General features: G+C 45.0%; 20 protein-coding genes and 2 pseudogenes. 5 read left to right on the top strand and 17 right to left on the bottom strand.

Going from position 1 to position 19,907, the window contains the following annotated elements:
- Positions 1 to 112 precede the first annotated feature (112 nt).
- Both cccB and ABHN01_RS04835 read right to left on the bottom strand, forming a co-directional pair.
- Positions 113 to 436 (bottom strand): cytochrome c551, encoded by a 324-nt coding sequence (gene cccB, locus ABHN01_RS04840; RefSeq protein WP_429874603.1) that lies wholly within the window; start codon positions 434 to 436, stop codon positions 113 to 115.
- Between the two features lie 14 nt (positions 437 to 450).
- Entirely contained in the window at positions 451 to 1,329 is an 879-nt protein-coding gene (locus ABHN01_RS04835; protein WP_429874602.1) for a LysR family transcriptional regulator, read from the bottom strand.
- Positions 1,330 to 1,430: 101 nt separating this feature from the next.
- On the opposite strand from ABHN01_RS04835, the gene ABHN01_RS04830 reads away from it, so the two are divergent.
- Positions 1,431 to 2,543, top strand: a complete 1,113-nt coding sequence (locus tag ABHN01_RS04830) for a citrate synthase/methylcitrate synthase (protein WP_429874601.1) — start codon at positions 1,431 to 1,433, stop codon at positions 2,541 to 2,543.
- A gap of 51 nt (positions 2,544 to 2,594) precedes the next feature.
- Here ABHN01_RS04830 and ABHN01_RS04825 read toward each other — a convergent pair whose 3' ends face one another.
- The 8 genes from ABHN01_RS04825 to ABHN01_RS04790 all read right to left on the bottom strand — a co-directional run bounded on the left by ABHN01_RS04825 (position 2,595) and on the right by ABHN01_RS04790 (position 9,608).
- Entirely contained in the window at positions 2,595 to 3,143 is a 549-nt protein-coding gene (locus tag ABHN01_RS04825) for a bifunctional transcriptional activator/DNA repair enzyme AdaA (protein WP_429874600.1), read from the bottom strand.
- 26 nt (positions 3,144 to 3,169) lie between these two features.
- Positions 3,170 to 4,033, bottom strand: coding sequence for a methylated-DNA--[protein]-cysteine S-methyltransferase (locus ABHN01_RS04820; RefSeq protein ID WP_429874599.1), 864 nt, complete (start codon positions 4,031 to 4,033; stop codon positions 3,170 to 3,172).
- Positions 4,014 to 4,808: an isocitrate lyase/PEP mutase family protein gene (locus ABHN01_RS04815; RefSeq protein WP_429874598.1), complete on the bottom strand. Its 795-nt coding sequence runs from the start codon at positions 4,806 to 4,808 to the stop codon at positions 4,014 to 4,016. Before ABHN01_RS04815 ends, ABHN01_RS04820 begins: the two co-directional genes overlap by 20 nt.
- A gap of 132 nt (positions 4,809 to 4,940) precedes the next feature.
- The gene (locus ABHN01_RS04810) at positions 4,941 to 5,573 is read right to left on the bottom strand and encodes a YcnI family protein (RefSeq protein WP_429874597.1); all 633 of its coding nucleotides are present in this window, start codon (positions 5,571 to 5,573) and stop codon (positions 4,941 to 4,943) included.
- 20 nt (positions 5,574 to 5,593) lie between these two features.
- Positions 5,594 to 7,201 carry a copper resistance CopC/CopD family protein gene (locus ABHN01_RS04805; RefSeq protein ID WP_429874596.1) on the bottom strand — a complete coding sequence of 536 codons (1,608 nt, stop codon included), beginning with the start codon at positions 7,199 to 7,201 and terminating at the stop codon, positions 5,594 to 5,596.
- Positions 7,202 to 7,263: 62 nt separating this feature from the next.
- On the bottom strand, positions 7,264 to 7,749 hold the full coding sequence (locus ABHN01_RS04800; RefSeq protein ID WP_429874595.1) for a hypothetical protein: 486 nt from the start codon (positions 7,747 to 7,749) through the stop codon (positions 7,264 to 7,266).
- A 132-nt stretch (positions 7,750 to 7,881) separates the two neighbouring features.
- Positions 7,882 to 8,265 carry a hypothetical protein gene (locus ABHN01_RS04795; RefSeq protein WP_429874594.1) on the bottom strand — a complete coding sequence of 128 codons (384 nt, stop codon included), beginning with the start codon at positions 8,263 to 8,265 and terminating at the stop codon, positions 7,882 to 7,884.
- 68 nt (positions 8,266 to 8,333) lie between these two features.
- Entirely contained in the window at positions 8,334 to 9,608 is a 1,275-nt protein-coding gene (locus ABHN01_RS04790; protein ID WP_429874593.1) for a murein hydrolase activator EnvC family protein, read from the bottom strand.
- Positions 9,609 to 10,048: 440 nt separating this feature from the next.
- Between ABHN01_RS04790 and ABHN01_RS04785 the strand changes: the two genes are divergently transcribed.
- Positions 10,049 to 10,324, top strand: a complete 276-nt coding sequence (locus ABHN01_RS04785; protein ID WP_429874592.1) for a nuclease-related domain-containing protein — start codon at positions 10,049 to 10,051, stop codon at positions 10,322 to 10,324.
- An 828-nt stretch (positions 10,325 to 11,152) separates the two neighbouring features.
- Positions 11,153 to 11,749: a cupin domain-containing protein gene (locus ABHN01_RS04780; protein ID WP_429874591.1), complete on the top strand. Its 597-nt coding sequence runs from the start codon at positions 11,153 to 11,155 to the stop codon at positions 11,747 to 11,749.
- A 325-nt stretch (positions 11,750 to 12,074) separates the two neighbouring features.
- Here ABHN01_RS04780 and ABHN01_RS04775 read toward each other — a convergent pair whose 3' ends face one another.
- Positions 12,075 to 12,287 (bottom strand): hypothetical protein, encoded by a 213-nt coding sequence (locus ABHN01_RS04775; RefSeq protein ID WP_429874590.1) that lies wholly within the window; start codon positions 12,285 to 12,287, stop codon positions 12,075 to 12,077.
- On the opposite strand from ABHN01_RS04775, the pseudogene ABHN01_RS04770 reads away from it, so the two are divergent.
- Together ABHN01_RS04770 and ABHN01_RS04765 are read left to right on the top strand one after the other, a co-directional pair.
- A pseudogene (locus ABHN01_RS04770) lies at positions 12,248 to 12,535 on the top strand (TetR/AcrR family transcriptional regulator); the annotation flags it as partial. The gene ABHN01_RS04775 and the pseudogene ABHN01_RS04770 sit on opposite strands and share 40 nt — an antisense overlap.
- Positions 12,536 to 12,809: 274 nt before the next feature.
- A complete protein-coding gene (locus tag ABHN01_RS04765) occupies positions 12,810 to 13,859 on the top strand; it encodes an NAD(P)/FAD-dependent oxidoreductase (RefSeq protein WP_429874589.1) in 1,050 nt (349 codons plus the stop codon).
- Between the two features lie 34 nt (positions 13,860 to 13,893).
- Here ABHN01_RS04765 and ABHN01_RS04760 read toward each other — a convergent pair whose 3' ends face one another.
- The 6 genes and pseudogenes from ABHN01_RS04760 to ABHN01_RS04735 form a co-directional block, all read right to left on the bottom strand.
- The gene (locus ABHN01_RS04760; protein WP_429874588.1) at positions 13,894 to 14,901 is read right to left on the bottom strand and encodes a FecCD family ABC transporter permease; all 1,008 of its coding nucleotides are present in this window, start codon (positions 14,899 to 14,901) and stop codon (positions 13,894 to 13,896) included.
- Positions 14,898 to 15,941, bottom strand: a complete 1,044-nt coding sequence (locus tag ABHN01_RS04755) for a FecCD family ABC transporter permease (RefSeq protein ID WP_429874587.1) — start codon at positions 15,939 to 15,941, stop codon at positions 14,898 to 14,900. The genes ABHN01_RS04760 and ABHN01_RS04755 overlap by 4 nt, the downstream gene beginning before the upstream one ends.
- Positions 15,942 to 15,973: 32 nt before the next feature.
- The gene (locus ABHN01_RS04750; RefSeq protein ID WP_429874586.1) at positions 15,974 to 16,915 is read right to left on the bottom strand and encodes an iron-hydroxamate ABC transporter substrate-binding protein; all 942 of its coding nucleotides are present in this window, start codon (positions 16,913 to 16,915) and stop codon (positions 15,974 to 15,976) included.
- A gap of 68 nt (positions 16,916 to 16,983) precedes the next feature.
- Positions 16,984 to 17,785 (bottom strand): annotated as a pseudogene (locus tag ABHN01_RS04745) (ABC transporter ATP-binding protein).
- A 98-nt stretch (positions 17,786 to 17,883) separates the two neighbouring features.
- Positions 17,884 to 18,339 (bottom strand): SRPBCC family protein, encoded by a 456-nt coding sequence (locus tag ABHN01_RS04740; RefSeq protein ID WP_429874585.1) that lies wholly within the window; start codon positions 18,337 to 18,339, stop codon positions 17,884 to 17,886.
- A 169-nt stretch (positions 18,340 to 18,508) separates the two neighbouring features.
- Positions 18,509 to 19,705 carry a PDZ domain-containing protein gene (locus ABHN01_RS04735; protein ID WP_429874612.1) on the bottom strand — a complete coding sequence of 399 codons (1,197 nt, stop codon included), beginning with the start codon at positions 19,703 to 19,705 and terminating at the stop codon, positions 18,509 to 18,511.
- Between the last annotated feature and the right edge of the window lie 202 nt (positions 19,706 to 19,907).

The raw sequence follows: 19,907 nt of genomic DNA, 5'->3' as shown, positions 1-19,907 counted from the left end.
CAGGCCCAAGAAGCCGCCTAATATTTTTGTCTAACTTTTTGGGTTCAGATCAGTTCGGGCGGTTTTCTATGTATTTCCTCTCCGTTTGTCTTCGCATGTCTCACTAAGATGCTTATTTGTGTTCTTCCTTCATCCACTCCGCCACAAGCCTAGCGTCACCGCCGGTCAGGATTCCAGCCGGCATGCCTTTCCGCCCTTCCAGAATAATACTCATGATCTCTTTTTCCGAATACTTGCTGCCAATATGCTTCAAAGAAGGTCCGGTTGCTCCTTCAAGGTTGTTGCCGTGGCAGCTGGCACAGTTTTGCTTGAACACACTGTCAGCTGCTTCGCGGTTTTGGTTTTCATGCTTTTTCTGCTGATCCGCTCCGTTGTTGGACGCACATGCTGCCAGAAGCAGGACCGCCATACTGATCATTGCGATTTTCTTTTTCATTGATTATCTCTCCTTTAAATTCGATGGTTGGAAACAAAGGAAAGGAATTCTCTTTGTTTGGAGTGATCGTATTTTGCCAGGGCATATGTATTCGCATCGGGCAGCTGAATGGAGTGGCAGTCCACTTCCAGCAACCTTCCCTCCAGCAGTTCTCTCCTGACCGTAGAGGCTGGCAAAAAGGATACACCAAGCCCTTCTACAATAAATCTTTTTGTAATATGCACCTGGGAAACTTCCATCATTCGTACACCTGGATGCTTTGCCTTTATGCTTTTTATGAGGCCGCCCCAGTACCCTGGATGGTTATGAGTCAGCAGATAGTTGGATTCCAATATCTCACCTTCATCCAAAGGTGGGGCGGATTCCGAGTCTCTCCCGTCATGGGTACAAACAAAGATTACCTTGTCTCTGTATAAGAGTTCACAGATTAAATTAGGATTGGCCGTTGGCAGACAGGATAGCGCGATGTCTACTTCTTCCTTCAATACTGCTTTTTCAATATTTTCCGATTCAATGATTCTGACCGATATTTCGGTTTCAGGGTGCTTATTTAAAAATCGCTTCAGAACAAAAGGAAGAATCGTATCCGCAATGAGCGGGGAAATAGCGAGGACCAGCTTGCTCGTATAGCCCTGGCTGAAGGAAGCAAGATCCTCAAGCCCGCTTTCATAAACAGAAATGAGCTTTTTCGCATGATCCAAATAGCGCTTCCCGTCTTCCGTCAGCTTCACTTTTTTTCCTTCCCGATGGAAAAGCAATACCCCGATTTCTTTTTCAAGCTGCTTGATATGAACGGTTACAGAAGGCTGTGATATGTAGAGTATCTCTGCTGTCTTTCTGAAATTCCCCGTTTCTGCTGCCGTTAGAAAGGTATATAGCCAATTAAACTCCATTATTATCTCCTTATTAATGATCCTAATCAAGTTCTTTAAAAGAATTTAATTTTCTTAATTATATCTATTTTATACAATGTTATCAAAGAGGAAAAGGAGAGATGATCATGGAAAAAGGACTCAAAGGTGTGGTCGCCGCACAAACATCCATCAGCCATGTGGACGGAATTCAGGGCAAATTGCTGTACAGAGGATTAGACATCGGAGAAGTGACGAAACACTATTCTTTTGAAGAAACTGCGTATTTCCTATGGCATGGACGATTTCCTGGTGAACCTGAACGAACACAACTGAAGAACGAGTTAAAACAGAACCGGGTGCTTTGTGACTCCATGAAAGAGGTCATTGATCACCTTCCAAAAGGGATGGATTTGATGAGTGTGATCCGAACCGCTATCTCTTCAGAAGGCACTGAAAAATATGGCTGGAAACCTACCATAAGCCAAGCAATCAGACTGACTGCTCTTGTTCCAAGTATCATAGCCTACCGCACAAGAAGAATGGCAGGAAAACCTTTTCTTTCTCCTCGCGAAGATTTAGATCATGTTGAAAACTATCTCTTTATGATCAATGGTACAGCACCATTAAAAGCACATGCCGAAGCACTTGAAACCTATATGATCCTTACGCTGGAGCATGGGATGAATGCTTCGACTTTTGCAGCCAGGGTAACCGCATCGACAGAATCAGACCTCGTTTCTGCTGCAACGTCAGCCATTGGCACGATGAAAGGCCCTCTTCACGGGGGTGCACCCTCTGGTGTGATCGCCCTCTTGGATGAGATTTCGCAAGCAGGCGACCCTGAAAAAGTGATCAGAGAAAAGTTAATCCGTGGTGAGAAGCTGATGGGATTCGGACATCGTGTATATAAAACCCTTGACCCACGGGCGATGGCTTTAAAAGAACGCCTCTTAAACATGTCGGGAAAAGACCAGTGGCTTGATCTGGCACTTGAGACAGAACGTACAGCTGTTGCTTTATTGCAGGAATTCAAACCAGGCCGTTCATTATATACGAACGTAGAATTTTATGCTGCCGCGATTATGAAGGCCATTCAAATGGATGAACAGCTGTTTACGCCAACCTTTACGGCCAGCCGAATGGTAGGCTGGACTGCCCATGTGCTCGAGCAGTCTGAAGACAATGCGATCTTCAGGCCCGAATCTGTATACATCGGCCCTGAACGCAGTATGGCAGATGTACAGCACAACTGATTGTATAAAAAAACACTTTCGTGTGTGCACGAAAGTGTTTTTTTACAGTGCTCATCTTAAGCGGTGGTACTCATTCGGAGAGCAGTTCATCATCGTTCGAAAAACTTTATAAAAATTAGACGTGCTTTGAAAGCCAGCTTCGTAGCAGATTTCGAGATTCGTCAAGCTGGAATGCCTCAGGAGGTGCACGGCCTTGTCTACCCTGACCTTCTCGAGATACGTACGCGGCGTGTCAGAAGTCACCTGCTTAAATTGCCGTTCCAGGTAAAATGGGCTGACACCTGCATGATCGGCAATGTCCTGTAGAATTAGAGGTTCTTTATAATGCATCAGAAGAAATGATTTTACGCCCGTGACCAGCTCCATCTGCGGAGACAGCCCGGCATCCGGCTGACATCGTTTACAGGCACGAAATCCCGCCTCTATCGCTTCGGCTATGGTTTCATAAAAATCCACGTTGATTTTCTTCGGTTTTCGTGAGCGGCAAGAAGGACGGCAATAAATTTTGGTCGTTTTAACCGCGGTATAAAATAAACCGTCATACGAGCTGTCACACGCCATAATCTTTTCCCACATCTCTTCAAATGATAGATTAGCCATGCTTTCTGCCCCCCCTTCCTATGCCCTCATTGTAAACTTCTGTTATTTTCAAGTTCAAGAAGAAATTGTTTTCTGTCCAGTCCTCCAGCATACCCTCTCAAATCACCATTATCCCCGATCACCCGGTGACAGGGAATAAGGATGCAGATGCGATTCTTTCCGTTTGCGTTCGCCACTGCCCTTACGGCTGTCGGCCGGCCCAGAACCTCCGCCTGTCCTTTATAGCTGCGTGTCGTGCCATACGGAATCTCCCTCAGCGCTTTCCATGTCTGCAGTTGAAAGTCTGTTCCAATGCTGGCGGCAGGAATGGAAAATTCATACCGGAATCCTGCAAAATACTCTTGCAGCTCAATACCTAATCGGCGGCCTAATGAAGTTGATCTCTTTTTAAGATTGGCGTTCAGCTTCTTTTTTAAGAAAAGCAGTTCTGCCGCAAGCTCACGCCGGTCCATAAACTCCAGCAAACAGCATTCTTCTTTATAAAAACAGGCGATCATTACACCGATCGGGGTCCAGTATCTTTGATAGGTTACAGTTTCGGTAAGCATTGAATCACTATTATTCTCGATTTTCAGCCGTTCATTTGCCTCTTTCACATATTCATAGCGGCGAATATCCTCATCCTGTCCGGCTCGTTCAGACCCATCGCTTGATGGTTTGCAAACTTTGCATTCTCGGAACCCAAGGCAGATAAGGTCAAACAGCCTTTTGGAAAAAATGGTGTTCTTCTTTTGGGGTGGTGTGGCACTACATCCAAAACGGCATGCGATGCCAGTTGTAGAAACACCGATATAATAACCTTCATTTCTATCCTTCTTCAGCATTTTTTCGTAAAAAGCAGCATGCCTGCTGTCTTCAGGCTCAATTAAGTCATACCGGTTCTGACGCATAATGTTCACCTTCATATAATCGTTTTGTGTTTCCGGTTTGAAGGACCTCCAGGGCTGTCTTTTCCATCATAGCAATCACCTGGTCCGAAAACGCATTTCCGAAACTGAGGCGTTTGACTCCCCATTCCTTTAATGTGCGGCCATCTGTCAGGCCTGGCAATGACAATACATTCAATGGGACGGAGATATTTGACGCCATCTCCTTAATATCATACTCGTCCGCCACCCCCGGAACAAAAATTCCGCTTGCTCCGCTTTCGATATAGACTCTCGCCCGTTCAAGCGTCTCGCTTAACGGATCTTCTCTTTGAAAATAAGTGTCGACGCGGGCGTTAACATAGAAATCATGATAGCCTCGGCTGTCGAGCGCTTTTCGAATCATTGAAAGAATCTTTCCATGCTCCACCATGTCACGGAGGCCTTTTTGTGATTTCAATGAATCTTCGAGATTGATGCCTGCTACTCCGACATCGGCTGTCCGCAAGACATTTTCCACAATCGCGGCAGGTTCTTCTCCATAGCCGGCTTCGATGTCTGCAGAAACCGGAATACTGACGTGAACGACGATACTTTTGATCACGTTCAGATGCTTCGTGAACTCAAGCCGTTCCCCATCACTGAGCCCAAATGTGTTCGCAACTCCCCAGCTCGTCGTCCCGATCGCTTTAAACCCTGCTTTCTCCATCAAAATGGCAGACAGCACATCCCACGCATTCCCTAACATAAGCAAATCATCACCCTGATGCAAATCGTTAAACACCTTTATCTGATCCATCTCATTGCTCACCTCTTCCGTATTCTGCCCTAATTTTAACAGCTGTATCTTTCCAAATCGTCCTCATTCTTGCTCTTATGGTCGGAGCAGACGACCGAAAAAAAGATCCGCAGGAGCAGATCCTCTGATTCATTATCTTCTTTTTCTCGCAGAAAGGACGAGTGAAATCAAACTGAGCAGTAAGGCAGCACCTGACAGGTACAGCGGCAATGATGAATTGTCTTGATTGTCTTGATCGTCATCTGTTTCTTTTTCTTCATCGTCCATGGCTCCGTGCATATGGCCATGCGCGTCTCCGTTACCTTTCATCACTTGTGTAACAGAAGCTGGCGTTTCAGAACTCTCTGGGCCTTCCCAGGCGACAGTGCTGCCGTCCTTGTACTTCTGATAGGCTTTCCAAACAATCTTTTTTGCTTTGTCCCCTACTTTACCCTGCATATTAAACTCTGTGAACTCGGTTGCAGCAATCCCTTTTCCCTCGGCCGTCCATGTCACACTTTTAATAAGGCCCGTTGAATCCTTTTCGATCGAATATCTCCATCCAGGCATCGGTTCAAAACGGGAGATCTCAACGTCCTTCGGTATCTCCACCTTTACTTTCACTGTTGGAACATCCTTCTCGCTGGGAACTCGCACGGAAAATTTTTCGTAGGTGCCCTGCATGGTCTGCTGCGGGAATACGACTACGTGCGCACTTGCCGATCCTGAGAAAATAAAGAGTGATGCGGCGCATACTGTTACAATAGATGTTAGTTTTTTCTTCATATTTACCATTCCTTCCACTGCTATGGCTGCAATTTATAGATTTTAATGTCTTTAGAAACGGAGATCTCATCCACATCGGCGTCTATTACCCTGATGGTTATTCTCCACTTCCCTGGAAAAGGCGGATATGCTCCTGTTTTTCCGTACGATGAATGGCGGCTGTCTGATCCTTTTTCACGTTTCAACGGGACAATGATTTTCGGAACACTCGGCTGATCCAAGGACTGAAATTGCAGTTCTGCCTTTTCAATCACCGGTTCTCCCTTTTTTGTGACAGTCTTTACGTTAAAGCGATTGGCTCCTGGATGAAGCACGGACGTATGGATTTCAAGCCGCACGCTGTTTTTACGTTCTTTCCAATTCAGTGCCTCGTTTTCAGGATTAGGGCTTAGCTGAGTGAACACAGCAACAATGATAAGGACGGCCGCCATTAAGGAAAGGTCGATCTTCAGGAGCGTACTGACCGAGGCCTGTCCGTTTCTTTTGTTCAAATAAAAGCGAAGGAAAGCCCCGGTTATGAGAATGAGGACAACGGCAACCGCTTTTAAACTTATGAAGATGCCCCAGGCCGTGTCCCAGATATAAGAGATTCTCGGCAGCAAAAGAAGGGAATACGGCACGCCCGTTACGATCAGCACACATAAGCTGACCAGGGCCGCAGTAGAAAACCTGCTTATAAAAGCGGCGGCATCAGATTGGTTCTTCCGTGAGCTTTGATATAAATAGCAGAGTCCGCCGGCCCAAACTGAAGCAAACAGCAGATGCAGCACATCAAGCCCAACAGCTGCTGCCGCCATTTCCTGCCCCGCAGCGTGTCCGTTTAAACTTTTAGCAAGAAGCAGCAGTGCGGCCCAGGTGATATCAAACCATGCCCTCCTCAAGGTTAAAAACAACCCGGCAGCGGCGACAGCAAGTGACAGCATCCAGGACCACCCGACAGCCGAATGGATAAGAAGATCCGGCAGTTTGTTCCACGTCGATCCGTTCAGCAGGCCACTCGCTTGTATGCCTATGAAGCCGGCCAGTAAAAGGAGATGGATCCTTTGCAGCTGCCGTCCTCTTTTTATATAATCCTCTTTCTGTTCAGACCGGGTAAAAGGTATAAACGACTTCCATAGCACCCAGCCGGATGCCAGAAGCAAAGCGATGTAATAAAGCGTTCTGACGAGCCATGATGCGGGATTATATACATTTTCCTCATGGTTTCCTGATTCCCCCGCGGGCAGAGCTGGCGTGCTTCCTTTAGAGGCGGTATTGCCCACTGTAAATAGGTAAGCGCCATTTACAGGATGGCCATCAGCTGAAATCACCGAGTATTGAACAGTGTAGACCCCTTTTTTCTGAGAAGGAACGCTTACACTTAGTGAGCGCTGGTCCTTACTCATGCGCGGCTCTTTTGTAATCACATTCCCTCTATCATCCAGTATTTTCAAAGAGTACAGTTCCTTCTCCAATCGTTCGTTGAAGGTTAACTTCACGGAAGGAGGCATGGTGCCGAGACTGCTTTCCTCGGACGGATGGGACTGGACAAGAAAAGCGTGGGCGTCCGCTTGCTGCGGCAAAAACAGCAGCCAGGCTGATACTAGCAATATAAATACTTTCAAAAGTTCCACTCCCGTACGATCCATGATGCATCCTATTATTAAACCCTTATCAGTATAGACCAATTTTCACCGGATCAATATCGCTCTTAAGAGTGATTTCGACCGCCCGCTATTTTGCCGGCATGCTTCATCTTTGTTCTGCATCTATTATGCCAGGGTTCGCTGACATGATGGCTTCTGCGGTGTCCCATACATACGGGAGGAACGCAATGACTTCCTGTGCTTTGTTTAAAATTTACAATGCCAAGGTCTGAAAGAAGATGGCTGAAAGCGGGAGCCAGTGATTCTCGGAGAACTCGACTATCATCTGCCGCAAGGATCGTGTGGCACCGTGCAAACGTCGCAGCGATCCAGAATACAGCTTCCCGGTAATATCCCTCCTGAATCAATTTCCTGCTCCCATGGATAGCGATCGGACGGGCAACTTTCGTAATATCCGAACTGAAAAAGAACCGCGTCCTTGAAACCGATGCTGTCTCATCAAAAATAGTTTCAAGGTTTGTTAGATGATGTTCCACTTTTTCACGCGTTAAATGTTTACTGCCTTGCAGCTTCAAAAGATCTCTATACAATTTTTCCTGTCCGTATTAGGCTAACACCTCCCGTGCTTTGAGGCAGCGAAGCCTAACGGTAGGATTGCGCAGCGCGGCGGCGAGAAGAACGTGAGTCATCCCCCCCGCTGGAAACAGCCGCTTGTTACTTGTTCATGAATGGGTGCTTCCGGATGAATCGCTGCGAGTCCCCGCTTTAATCCTTCTCATGGCGTTTTGGCACCGGCAACGGACCCATCTTTTATCAGCAAAGTGCTTACCAACATCCAGCTGAAGTCTTTGCAGATGTCCGGTCGGGTCAGCGATAATTGCGTTCGTACGAAAACTGCCTGCCAAGCGGTAAGAGGAAAGCACTTCTTCGGCTGTTTTTAAAAGGTGTTGAGATAAACGAGATCGGGTCTGAACCAATCGGCAGTTCGTCGTAATCTGACAGCTCGATGATGGATCCGCTGAATAGGCACCCAAAAACCATTCTTCAGGGCTGGCGTGCTCCCTTACCCAATCTTCTGCAATGCCTCGAGCTTGGCCGGCTTTCATCTTTCCTCCCCTTTTAATTGACAAAAAGGGAAGCATGGAGAGTGCTCCGTGCTTCCCTGAAGTATTTTTTAATGTAGATATGGGATTGGATTTACAGCATTGGATTTCGCGTAATTCCACTCACCTTTATGAAGTTCAAAGTGAAGATGCTGTCCTGTGGAATGGCCTGTGTTGCCCATCGTTCCAAGACGCTGTCCTTGGGTAACACTTTGTCCTGTGCTGACTGCGCGCTCACTCATATGGGCGTAAACCGTCGTATACAGCTGGCCGTCGATGTAAGAAGAAACAAAGACAACATTGCCGTAAGAAGACGATAGGTAAGAACGGGCTACCGTTCCTGAAGCCGCTGCTGAGATCTGGTTGTTCGCTCCCGCTGCAGCGATATCGATGCCCGGATGGAAATCACTTCCGCCAAAACGTTTGCCGAATGGGGATGAAACGTAGCCATTAGCCGGCCAGATAAAATTCGCAGATACACTAGGCTCGCTGTGAGTCGGCGCTGGTGAAGGCGCTGAATCTTTACGTTGTTCCTGTTGAGCCGCACGTTTCGCTGCCTCTTTACGGGCTGCTTCTTCACGTTTGCGCTGTTCTGCTTCTCTTTTCGCTCTTTCCATCTCTTCTTTTACCGCTTTTTCCTGAGCAGCAAGGATTTCATTTTTCTCTTCAATGCTTGTCACGTCTTCATGAAGATGTGTTTCCTTCTTCTTTAACGAAGCGGATAATCTGTTTTTTGCTTCTTTTTGTGCGCTCAGTTCACTGTTCAGCTCGTTCAATTCCTGAAGCTTCGCATTTAAGGAATTCAGCTTTTGTTCTACATGCTTTTTATCCTGTTCCACTGCTGCTTTATCGCGCTTTTGGTCTTCCAGGATGGATTTATCGGATTCTGCGATCATATTTAATGAGATCAAACGGTCAAGGAAATCACCAAAACTCCTTGAGCCGAGTACGACATCAAGGTACTTCACCGCTCCACCGCTCTCATACATGGAACGGACACGCTCTTTTAAGATCGCATCGCGTTCTTTGATGCGTTTCTGAATCTTGACGATCTGGTCTTTCAAGCTTTGAATCTCGTTTTTCGTCTCATCAATTTCTGTTTTTTTCGTCTGGATATCATTTAACGTCTTTTGAAGAGTAGACTCAATTTTTTGCAGTTCGTCAAGTACTTGATCCTGCTTTCCTTGTACGTCTTTTATTTCTGCGTTCTTCTCTTCCTTCTTAGCCTGGTTTTCAGCTTGCTTTTTATGTATCTCACTTAACGTTTGCGCGTTAGCAGAAGTGTATGTAAAAGCGCTCAGGCCAATGCTTAGAGATAATAATCCCTTTATTACCTTGCTTTTCAATGGTATTGCCTCCTCCATACGTTCTCCTACACCCTCTTTTAATCCCAAGTGCAATTATATCATTTAGAAGAGGCCGTTTTTGGGCAATTACATTACAAATATATTTCAAAATATTACAAAACCCGCGTTGAAACCCTAAGAACTGTAAGAATGAGTGATTAATTGACATATATGAGGAGGTTTTACTTTGTAGAATGGTGGTGATTGATGGAATTCCGGGGTTGGTTGATCTTCCTATTTAGCGCGGCGGAGTTATCTGAATTATCTGTTTGGATCAATTGTTTAAGAGTTACGCTCAATTAATGGCTCTTTGGCTCAATAAATTAGAATTTGGCACAATAAATCAGATTTTGGCACAATTCTTCTCCTTTTTCGCTTAATTCCGCATGTTTGCAGGAAAACATATAAAAAAGAGAAACCTATTAAAAAGGAGTGTTGCTATGATCGTCAAACCCCTGAAAATTCCTCTTATCATTGAAAAAACAGAAGCCCTGCTTCGCAGACTGCCCCAACACCATCCAAAACGGCCCATCATTGAGAAAGAACTGGCCAGCCGGTACAAAGGATACCGCGGCGAACAGTCCCTCGACTTTTATCTGCAAGAACTTCCACCAAAAAACCACCTGATCTTCCATGACATTCGACTATCTGTACTCAACACTGAATTTCAGATGGATCTGCTCATTCTAACCCCCCTTTTATCTTCTCAATCTTGAAGTGAAAAACTTTTCAGGTACTCTTTATTTGATGAAACACATAAACAACTCATTCGTACGTTTGAAGGGAAAGAAGAAGCTTTTGCGTATCCGATCATACAGATCCAACGCCATCAAAAGCTGTTAAGTCGATGGCTGTCCAGGCACCGGCTGCCTCCAATCCCCATCGAATGCCTCGTCGTCATCAGCAGCCCCCGTACCATCATTCAAACCAATGGAAACGATAGAGTTCTCAAAATGATTATACGAAGCTCGCTACTACTTGAAAAAATAGACCAATTTGATCAACATTACACAAAAGAAATCATAAGTAAAAGACAATTAAATAGACTGTCAAATCTACTAGAGGAACAGCATACTCCAGAAATTTTCGATCCCCTCGAATATTTCTTTATCCCTAAAACCGACCTTCTCACGGGCGTTCAGTGCCCGGTTTGCTTCACTCTTCCCATGAAAAGAAAAAGAGGAAGGCGGGTCTGCCTCGCCTGCTCTCATTCCTCAAGCGACGCACACATCTCCTCTTTAAAGGATTACTATTATCTTATTCAACCGACTATCACAAATAAGCAATACCGGGACTTTCTCCAGCTTTCGTCTCGATTTATCGTTCAGGAGCTGCTTTCTGCCATGCACCTTCAGCACACAGGAACCACCAAGGGCAGCCACTACTTGCTCTCCAACTTTGAACCCGAAAATTAAAATAGCCCCGGCTGCAGTCGTAAACAACGAAAAAAATGCCAGTAAGCTCCAAAAAAATATTGTCACGGCCGCTGGGCATCTGCCATAGGGTAGTGTATCGACCATTTGCATAACGAAAGAAGGTATACAATGGTGCAAAATTTGGATTACTCGTCTCCAGCGATCCAATACACCGCTGATGTCAACCAAAATGTGTTCACCAAGGACAGCCAGAATTTTATCAATGTCCTGGGCATTCAGCAGTTAAACACCTTGGACAATGTTTCTCTATTGGATATTTTCCTGAGCAGGAGTAATGTGGTAGAACCTCATTATCATCAAAATGCCGCTGAGCTTGTGTATTGCATTTCCGGCGGGGCAGCCGTTTCTATTTTCAATCCGTTCACGAAACAATTCCACCACTACCACATCGGGCCCCGGCAGGTCGCAAACGTCCCCCAGGGCTGGTGGCACTACGAAGTTGCAACAACCGATGAAACTCACCTGCTGGCCATTTTCAACTCACCGACTCCTGATGTCATTCTCGGTTCAGACCTTTTAAAATTCACTCCGCCCAATATCATGGCACATACGTATTGCCTCGATGAAACACAATGGATCAACACCATCGCTCCGGTCCAATCCACGACCTTTATCGGACCGCCAAGCAACTGCCATCGGGAGTACAATGAGAACCCTCATTATAGAAGCCACTACCCTCAGCCCTTCTATCACCCGCCTTATTAGTCAGCGATAGCAAAAAGGTTTTCACTCAAGGAAAGCCTTCACCCAGGAAAAGAGCGAGACGGAACTCTTGCTCTTTCCTTTTTTATTTTCCTGTTTTCGAGAACGTTGCCATCCGTTCTCCAATTTCATCACGGAGCCAAATAACTTATAAAGACCTTTCCATATTGAGAAAGGTATTATATCGAGCATCCTCAAGGAAACTGGTCGCAGAATAGACCTGCTAAACTTAAAACTCGCAGGTACCTCTCTTATCTATTGCTTCTTCGTATTTTTGGGGATTAAATGAACATCCTTTGCCCGTTTTGGTTTATAGAGACTGCTGGTTTTATCGATAAGCTGTCAACATTTCCTGCGCTTTTTTGATCCCTTCTTCTTTCCCTAAAAGGAATTGGGATTCGGCCGAAGTATGAGTTGCCATATTGGAAATTGATTTTGCTTCTTCCTCTAACAATCCCTTAAGAATGTGTAACTGCAGCTGGCCAAGCTCCCTGTCAAGTAAACGTTCATCAACTTCGGTTTTATCTCCACTTGCAGACACAGCCGGAATCTGACCAAGTGGTAGCGAAATACAGCAAACTGCTGATCGATGAAAGTGCAAGACAGTTCAAGTTTCAATGTGAAATGTTCGAAAAAATGGGCGTTAAGGAACCGATAAAACGTTCATTATACTTTTCATCTGCCCTTCAAGGCATCATGCTGATGATATCTACCTATCCAGAGCATTTTCCTATTGAGGATATGAAGGAACAGATCATTCAAGAATTTTGCAGCTCCTCTCTCACATAAAAGAAAACCGAAACAAATGAGAAATTTATTTGATTACCCCAGGAAAAAATGTTTCATGAATATGACGTTTAAGGGAATCCGCCTCATCACAAGTATCGATTGAAGAATGAATGCTGCACTTGGGTAATAGCAGAAAATGTGGAGAAAGCTTATCCTAATGAAGGGTAAGCTTTTTCTATAGCGGAAAATAAATATTGTAAAATTGTGAGATTCATTATATATTTTAATTGAGAATGATAATCAATACTATTTTCTTTCTGAGGAGAGAATCCAAGTGGAAAAAGAACAAATTTTTGATGTAACCATTATTGGCGGTGGTCCAGCAGGACTATACTCTGCCTTTTATAGCGGTCTTCGCGAAATGAAGACAAAAATCATTGAATTTCAGCCACAGTTAGGCGGGAAAATTCATGTGTATCCTGAAAAGATGATCTGGGATGTGGGCGGACACACTCCGCTTCCAGGAGCAAAGCTTATTGAAAAACTTGTTGAGCAAGGACTGACGTTCGACCCAGAAGTTGTTTTGAATGAAAAAGTAGAATCGATCACGCGGAATGAAGATGGAATATTTCTCTTGAAAAGCGCAAATGGTGTGATGCACTATTCAAAAACGGTCATCGTAGCGGTCGGAAGCGGTATCTTAAACCCGCAGAAGCTTGAGATTGAGGGTGCCGAGAGATTTGAAGTGTCCAACTTAAACTACACCGTGAAGTCTCTTCAGCATTTTAAAGATAAAACAGTTATTATCTCCGGCGGAGGAAATACAGCGATCGATTGGGCGAATGAATTAGTGAATATTGCTAAGAAAGTATATTTAACGTACAGAAAAGGAACACTTGCCGGCCATGAAGCCCAAGTAACCCAGCTTATGAACAGTTGTGCGGACTGTATCTTTAACACATCCATCTCTAAACTATTCGCGTGCCCGAACCATGAGGTGATCGAACAGATCGAGCTGACGAACCATGAAACCGGTGAGATCTCTTACCTGCCGATAGATGAAGTCATCATCAATCATGGCTATGAACAGGATACATCACTTCTTGGTAATAGCAATCTCAATATTGACCTTGCAGACAATTTTTATATCGCAGGCAATTCGAACAGCGAGTCCTCAGTCCCGGGGTTGTATGCTGCTGGAGATATACTGAAGCATGACGGTAAATTGAACTTGATTTCCGGAGCCTTTCAAGACGCAGCTAATGCAGTAAATAAAGCGAAACAATTCATCCAGCCTGATGCCCAGGAAGCTGCGATGGTTTCTTCTCACAACGAAGTATTCAAAAAACGCAACCGTGAGCTAGTCAAACAGATGATCAATTAAAAAAGGAGCCCAGCCCGGGCTCCTTTTTAGTTCTCTATTTTTTCGCCAGCAAATACATAAAATAAGGGGCACCGATAATGGTTACGATAATTCCGGCTGGAATACCGTTCGGGTCCAATATGACTCTGCCGATCGTGTCAGCGGTAAGGAGCAGTATGGATCCAATCAATGCCGCAACCGGAAGAAAGGATTGATGGCGAGGACCGACCAATGATCTTGCAATATGAGGAGCCAAAAGCCCAACAAATGCAATTCCTCCGCTGACAGCCACGGATGCAGAAGCAAGCGAAACAGCAATCATGAGAAGGACGATCCGTTCTCTGCCCGTATTCACTCCGACACCAATAGAAACATTCTCATGAAAGCTCAACATGTTCAGCACATTTGATTTATACAACGTGAGAGGAATCAGAATAAGAATCCACGGAAGCAATGACAGGACAAATGTCCAGTCATCCCCCCATATTCTTCCTGCCATCCAATTGGCCATGAACGAGTAATCTTCCATATCTAATCGCGTCGATAGCGTCAACGCCGCACCATAAAGGGCAGCAGCCAAACCAACACCGACTAATACAAGCCTTGTTGATTCAACACCCTCACCTTTTATGTAAGACATTATATAGATGACAGCTGCTGTCCCCATGCCTCCCGCCAAAGCAAAAAGAGGCAGTATGTAAAGAGAACTTGATGTTTCTACCGTAAAGAACATGATATAGACCACAACCATCAGGCCTGCACCGGCATTAATACCTAAAATCCCAGGATCTGAAAGCGGGTTTTTCGTAATGCTTTGCAGGATAGCACCAGATACAGCGAGTCCCATCCCGGCAAAGATCGCAACAACTATTCTCGGCAGCCTGAACTCGAACAAAATCAAGTTCTCTCTCGGTGTACCTTGTCCGATCAGCGTCCGAAACAGCTCTGCTGGAGATAATGACGCAACTCCGGTAGCGACACTGATTACAAACATTGCTATTAATAAAAGAATCGCAACAAATGTGGTCATTCTTATCTTCTTGATCTGTCTAGCGTTCATCATGATCGTTTTCTTCCTCCCCTTCTTGCAAGGTAAAGGAAGAACGGAACACCGATCATGGCAACGATCGCCCCCACCGGCGTTTCAAATGGAGGATTCACCATTCGGCCCAATGTATCTGCAAACACCATCAAAACACTTCCAAATACCGCGGAGCATGGAATGATCCAGCGGTAATCTGTCCCAACCAAGAAGCGTACGATATGGGGAACCATTAAACCGACAAATGCAATCGCTCCTACAAGCGATACTGCCGCACCAGCAAGGATCAGCACAGCGGCCATAAGGACAACCTTTGTTACAAGCGTACGCTGTCCAAGACCCTTCGCCACTTCTTCACCAAAGCTGAGAATGGTTAACTGCCTGGAGAACACGACAGCAACTGCGATACCCAAAACGACCACTGGTACTATGATTTTCAACTGAGACCAGTTTGTTCCTGATACCCCGCCTGCTGTCCAAAAAGCGAGATCTTGAGAAAGCTTAAAGTAAAGTGCTATACCTTCTCCCAGCGAAGAAAGCAGCGCGGAAACAGCGGCACCTGCCAACGTAATTCGGATGGGGGTTAATCCCCCTCTGCTCATAGAACCTATTCCGAACACAAGTCCGGCTCCAATTCCTGCTCCGATAAAGGAAATAATCATCACTGTAAAATAGTTTGCACCTGTATGAAAAGCAAACACACAAGCTAGAGCTAAGCTTGCTCCGGCGTTCAAACCCAACAAACCAGGGTCTGCAAGGGGATTGCGTGTCATCCCCTGCATGATCGCCCCACTGACTGCAAATGCGGCACCAACAGCAGCCGCACCCAGCTCTCTTGGCAGGCGAAGACTGACAATAATGCGGTCAGCTTCTCTGCCAGGATCATAGTCTAAAATCGCATTCCAAACAGTAACAAAATTGATTTTGGCTGCACCAACGGAAACCGCAAGACCAATACTTAGGAGCAGAAGAGCGAATCCAATCAGTAAGATGGCCGTGCCTGCCGCTGGCCTCGCATACACTTTATGATCTTTCATCAGCTGGGTTTTTGTTTTGAACATGGCGTATTTCCTTTTTTATAAAAGCGTTATGATTACTTTTGCGTTAACTCTTTAACAATGAAATCGAGTTCTTTTTCAAGAGATATCGGGTCATTGAAGTAGAATGATTGAGAATCGAACTTAATGGCATGACCTTTTTTAACCGCCGGAAGCCCCTTCCATACGTTCGACTCCATGAATGAGTTGTCCGGGTTGCCAGAACCAGTACCGACAAAGATATAGTCTCCTGCGTAAGTTGGAATCACTTCAGTAGAGATCGCCTTCCAGCCAGGACCGAAAACATCTTTTTCTAGTTTCTTAGGAGCTTTTAATTGAAGAGCTTGATAGATTACTTCCGTTCCTCGTCCCCAGTTTTTCCCATACACGTACATATCTTTACCGTATGCTTCCATGACCATAAATGTTTTGTCTTGTCCGATAGCAGAATTAACTTTTTCACGTGCATCTGCAGCCTTCTTCTTCCACTCTTCTACCCATGCTTTTGCTTCTTTTTCTTTTCCAACGATTTTTCCGATTTCAACATGCTGTTCTAAGTAGTCGTACTTGTTGTAAGTCAAGGTTACAGTTGGAGCAATTTCTTTGTATTTCTTAATGTTCTTATCATCAGAATAGGTAATGATCAAATCAGGATTTAATTCTAGAAGCTTTTCATAAGAATCAGCCGTAACGACTTCAGCTTTGTCCAGTTTGTTCCCATAAAATTTATTTTGTTTTGGGTATTCATTAACTGCGACTGGTGTAATCCCTAAAGATAGCAAGTTTCCTGCGTATGTAGCAGCCATCATCGCAATACGCTTTGGTTTGGCTGGAACTTTAACATCACCATTTTCACCTTTATAAATTCTTGTTTCTTTTTTCGAATCTTTTTCACCAGAACTTGCACCGTCTTCTGATTTATTGCCACATGCTGCAAGTGCAAATATTAGAAGCATTGTCATAAAGCTGATTAAAAGTTTCTTTGTGCGTTTATTCATGATTGTATCCCCCTATATTTGACAATAAAAATCATTCTTAATTAACTGTAAAAAAGAAAGGCGTTTGATTACGCCAAGTTCTCTACTAATTGAACACTTTTGATAAGATCGTACGTTAGACATACGGGCTTCCTTGTTCTCGGATCCACACCAATCTCAGCATCAATACTGAAAACATTTCGAAGCACCTGGCGTGTCATCACTTCCCTCTTTAAGGATGGCACCGTCTTTCATCGCAACCATATGGTGAGCAAACCGCGCCGCATGATTCAAATCATGAATGACCATCACAATTGTCCGCTTTTGATCACGATTCAGTTGGTATAACAGCTCGAGTACCTCTAACTGATGAGACAAATCCAAATATGTAGTCGGCTCATCCAGCAGGATAATATCTGTTTCTTGTGCCAATGCCATGGCGATCCATACACGCTGGCGCTGGCCACCTGACAGGGCATCCACCGCTCGATCTTTAAACTCATAAATTCCAGTTACCTCAAGAGCCCAGTCGATAACCTCGAAATCTCTTCTCGTAAGTTTTCCAAGACCTCTTTGGTAGGGAAATCTTCCGTAAGAAACGAGTTCACCAACCGTAAGTCCTTCTGGTGAATCAGGGGACTGCGGCAAAATTGCCATCTTTTGAGCAATTTGCTTTGTCGGTTCCTTGCTGATGCCTTTACCATCAAGATAAACAACGCCGGATTTCGGATTAAGTATGCGCGACAACGTTTTCAAGACCGTTGATTTTCCGCAGCCGTTTGGACCGATAATCGTGGTAATTTGCCCATCCGGAATGGAGATATCCAGATTTTTGACGATGTCTCGCTCACCATAAGCAATCTTCAAATTCTTAGCATAGAGCCTGGACATCATTCACCCTCCTTTAAACCATAATAAATGTATGTGTACCATTTTTCATTGTATTGAATCATCTGGGTAGTGTCAATAGGTTTTGTTGAAAAAACCAGCTACCGCTTATCACTTTCTGTCATCCGAAGGTCAAGATTCTCCAGTACGATTGGCCAAGCTTGTTCATGCTGATCTCTCGATTCCGCATCGGGGAATCCTGCGTGCGTAAGCCGGAGTATCGTACCGTTTGCATGAGGACTAAGCTCAACGGTAACCAATGTTTCAGATCCCTTTGTTCCCCAAGCCCCAGTCACCCAAGTGATTTCAACGAGCCGGTCTTTCTCAAGCCTCAAAAAACGCCCGTAATGCGGATGCCGTTTCCCCTCAAAAAATGTATAAAAGAAAAAGGCAGTATTTACCTCTCCCTTCATTAAGACTGTCCCAGGTTCTGCAAACCAACGGTCGAATTTCTTCGTCCATGCTTGGAAAAGGACATCGGGTGACGCATCCATCTGTCGCTCGACTGTCAGGCTAAACGGTCTTGTTGAAAGGTCGGGGGCCGTGATAGGCTTCATCTTATTTTCCTCCAGTTCCATGATTAAGAATGTCCCCATTATTATATCATTGCTGTTGATTGCTTAAACTCAGCAGCCCGTTCGTTGAATTAGGAATGTGATCATCGTCCCGGCTGTACAATTTTTCGGACTAAAAAAGAGTGGGTTTTAGAACCACTCTCAAACATCGTTATGAAACTTCTACACTCTTCTTTTCCGTTACTTCATGCACGAACAGCAAACCGAGCTCGTGGTGCTCGTTCTCATAGAGCGATCGTTGGGAAAAACGGATTTCCCCTTTATGATCCAAAACCTCAAGCTTGCAGAAAGCAGCATTAATCTGCAGGGCTCGGTAGAACTCACGCTCATTATTCAAGGTGACTCCGTTCACCTTCATGATGACTTCCCCTACCTGAATGCCCATCTTAGCGGCCGGGGTGCCAGGCACCACACCTAGCACGACAAGTCCCTCATTCCTGCGTGTGAAGAAAGGCTTGCCATTGTCATCACGCTGGCTGTTAATGACCGTAATCAGCTCACGGCCGAGCGTACCGCCAAATATGGAAATAACGGTAAGAAGCGGAAGGCTCGTATAGATACCGACAAGCGTAATGGCTGCGATGAGTACTCCAAGAGCCAGTACTTGTTTTCCGGTCGCTTTAATCGCTTCCTGTGGAAGACAGTGAGAATTGAGCTGGCGGAAGCCTACAGCAAACGGAACGAGCAGGATGGAATATCCGACAACCTGCAGTCCGAAGATCGGCCAGTCTCCCTGGGCTGGAATGGCACCGATCGGTATCAAAAAGAATTGCGGAACAAGCCAGAACCTCGTGGCCTCATGTGCGCCCACATACTGCCCCCTCTTGCCTTTCAGCAGGCGGGGAGACGTTCTTTTTGCGCCTTTCCAGATGATCAGGATACCCTCTTGAATAAGGAGGAGCGACATGAGAATACCAAGTGCATCAAGAGGTGTGTTGCGGATATCCCTAAGCCATATATCGAGAAAATCGACATTTGTCGTTACATGAGGAAGGACAAGTGCGACTACTGAAGCTAGTCCGATCGCATAGGCCGGGTTCAAAAATCTTGTTTTCAGGGTTAAACCAAGTAAAGCGTACATCACACCGATCAAGGCTACCATTCCCATTGGTACAACCACACCGGCTCCGAGAAGCACAGCCGAAAAGATGACCCCGATCAGAAGTCCGGGAAAAAACGATTGAATCAAGTTATCAATGACCGGGTGGACTTTTACTTTAAATTCTTTCCGCTCCCGTTTTACCCGCTTAAAACCAATCACAAAAGCAACAATCACAAACACGTATGATAGTGGATGTAAAAAAAGAGCTGCTATCCCATGAAGCAGTTCCTTTACAAAAATATCCATCACGCAAATCTCTCCTTAATGCTTCTTTTCTCAACGTTGGTTATCGATTCTAAGTATGAATTCCGGCCCTTGCCAGGAATGTAAATTTACACAAGCTTTATATGTTGAATATTTTTAAGTATAACCCGAAAAGAACCGGGAGTGTAAAAAAATGTGCAGCATTTTATAAAGAAAAGCATTTTTTGCGGGATTAGTAGAAATA

The sequence above is a fragment of the Fictibacillus sp. NRS-1165 genome (genome assembly GCF_050468105.1).
GTDB classification, from domain to species: domain Bacteria; phylum Bacillota; class Bacilli; order Bacillales; family Fictibacillaceae; genus Fictibacillus_C; species Fictibacillus_C terrinigri.
Note: the sequence above shows the minus strand (reverse complement) of the source record. Positions and strands in the feature narration are given on the sequence as shown.

Excerpts from the sequence above, each read along its gene's own strand:
- ABHN01_RS04805 (WP_429874596.1), bottom strand. The coding sequence starts at position 7,201 with ATGGATCGTACGGGAGTGGAACTTTTGAAAGTATTTATATTGCTAGTA.
- ABHN01_RS04825 (WP_429874600.1), bottom strand. The coding sequence starts at position 3,143 with ATGGCTAATCTATCATTTGAAGAGATGTGGGAAAAGATTATGGCGTGT.
- ABHN01_RS04780 (WP_429874591.1), top strand. The coding sequence starts at position 11,153 with ATGGTGCAAAATTTGGATTACTCGTCTCCAGCGATCCAATACACCGCT.
- ABHN01_RS04795 (WP_429874594.1), bottom strand. The coding sequence starts at position 8,265 with ATGAAAGCCGGCCAAGCTCGAGGCATTGCAGAAGATTGGGTAAGGGAG.
- ABHN01_RS04750 (WP_429874586.1), bottom strand. The coding sequence starts at position 16,915 with ATGAATAAACGCACAAAGAAACTTTTAATCAGCTTTATGACAATGCTT.
- ABHN01_RS04760 (WP_429874588.1), bottom strand. The coding sequence starts at position 14,901 with ATGATGAACGCTAGACAGATCAAGAAGATAAGAATGACCACATTTGTT.
- ABHN01_RS04830 (WP_429874601.1), top strand. The coding sequence starts at position 1,431 with ATGATCATGGAAAAAGGACTCAAAGGTGTGGTCGCCGCACAAACATCC.
- ABHN01_RS04755 (WP_429874587.1), bottom strand. The coding sequence starts at position 15,941 with ATGTTCAAAACAAAAACCCAGCTGATGAAAGATCATAAAGTGTATGCG.
- cccB (WP_429874603.1), bottom strand. The coding sequence starts at position 436 with ATGAAAAAGAAAATCGCAATGATCAGTATGGCGGTCCTGCTTCTGGCA.
- ABHN01_RS04740 (WP_429874585.1), bottom strand. The coding sequence starts at position 18,339 with ATGAAGCCTATCACGGCCCCCGACCTTTCAACAAGACCGTTTAGCCTG.
- ABHN01_RS04810 (WP_429874597.1), bottom strand. The coding sequence starts at position 5,573 with ATGAAGAAAAAACTAACATCTATTGTAACAGTATGCGCCGCATCACTC.
- ABHN01_RS04820 (WP_429874599.1), bottom strand. The coding sequence starts at position 4,033 with ATGCGTCAGAACCGGTATGACTTAATTGAGCCTGAAGACAGCAGGCAT.
- ABHN01_RS04815 (WP_429874598.1), bottom strand. The coding sequence starts at position 4,808 with ATGGATCAGATAAAGGTGTTTAACGATTTGCATCAGGGTGATGATTTG.
- ABHN01_RS04735 (WP_429874612.1), bottom strand. The coding sequence starts at position 19,705 with ATGGATATTTTTGTAAAGGAACTGCTTCATGGGATAGCAGCTCTTTTT.
- ABHN01_RS04835 (WP_429874602.1), bottom strand. The coding sequence starts at position 1,329 with ATGGAGTTTAATTGGCTATATACCTTTCTAACGGCAGCAGAAACGGGG.
- ABHN01_RS04785 (WP_429874592.1), top strand. The coding sequence starts at position 10,049 with ATGATCGTCAAACCCCTGAAAATTCCTCTTATCATTGAAAAAACAGAA.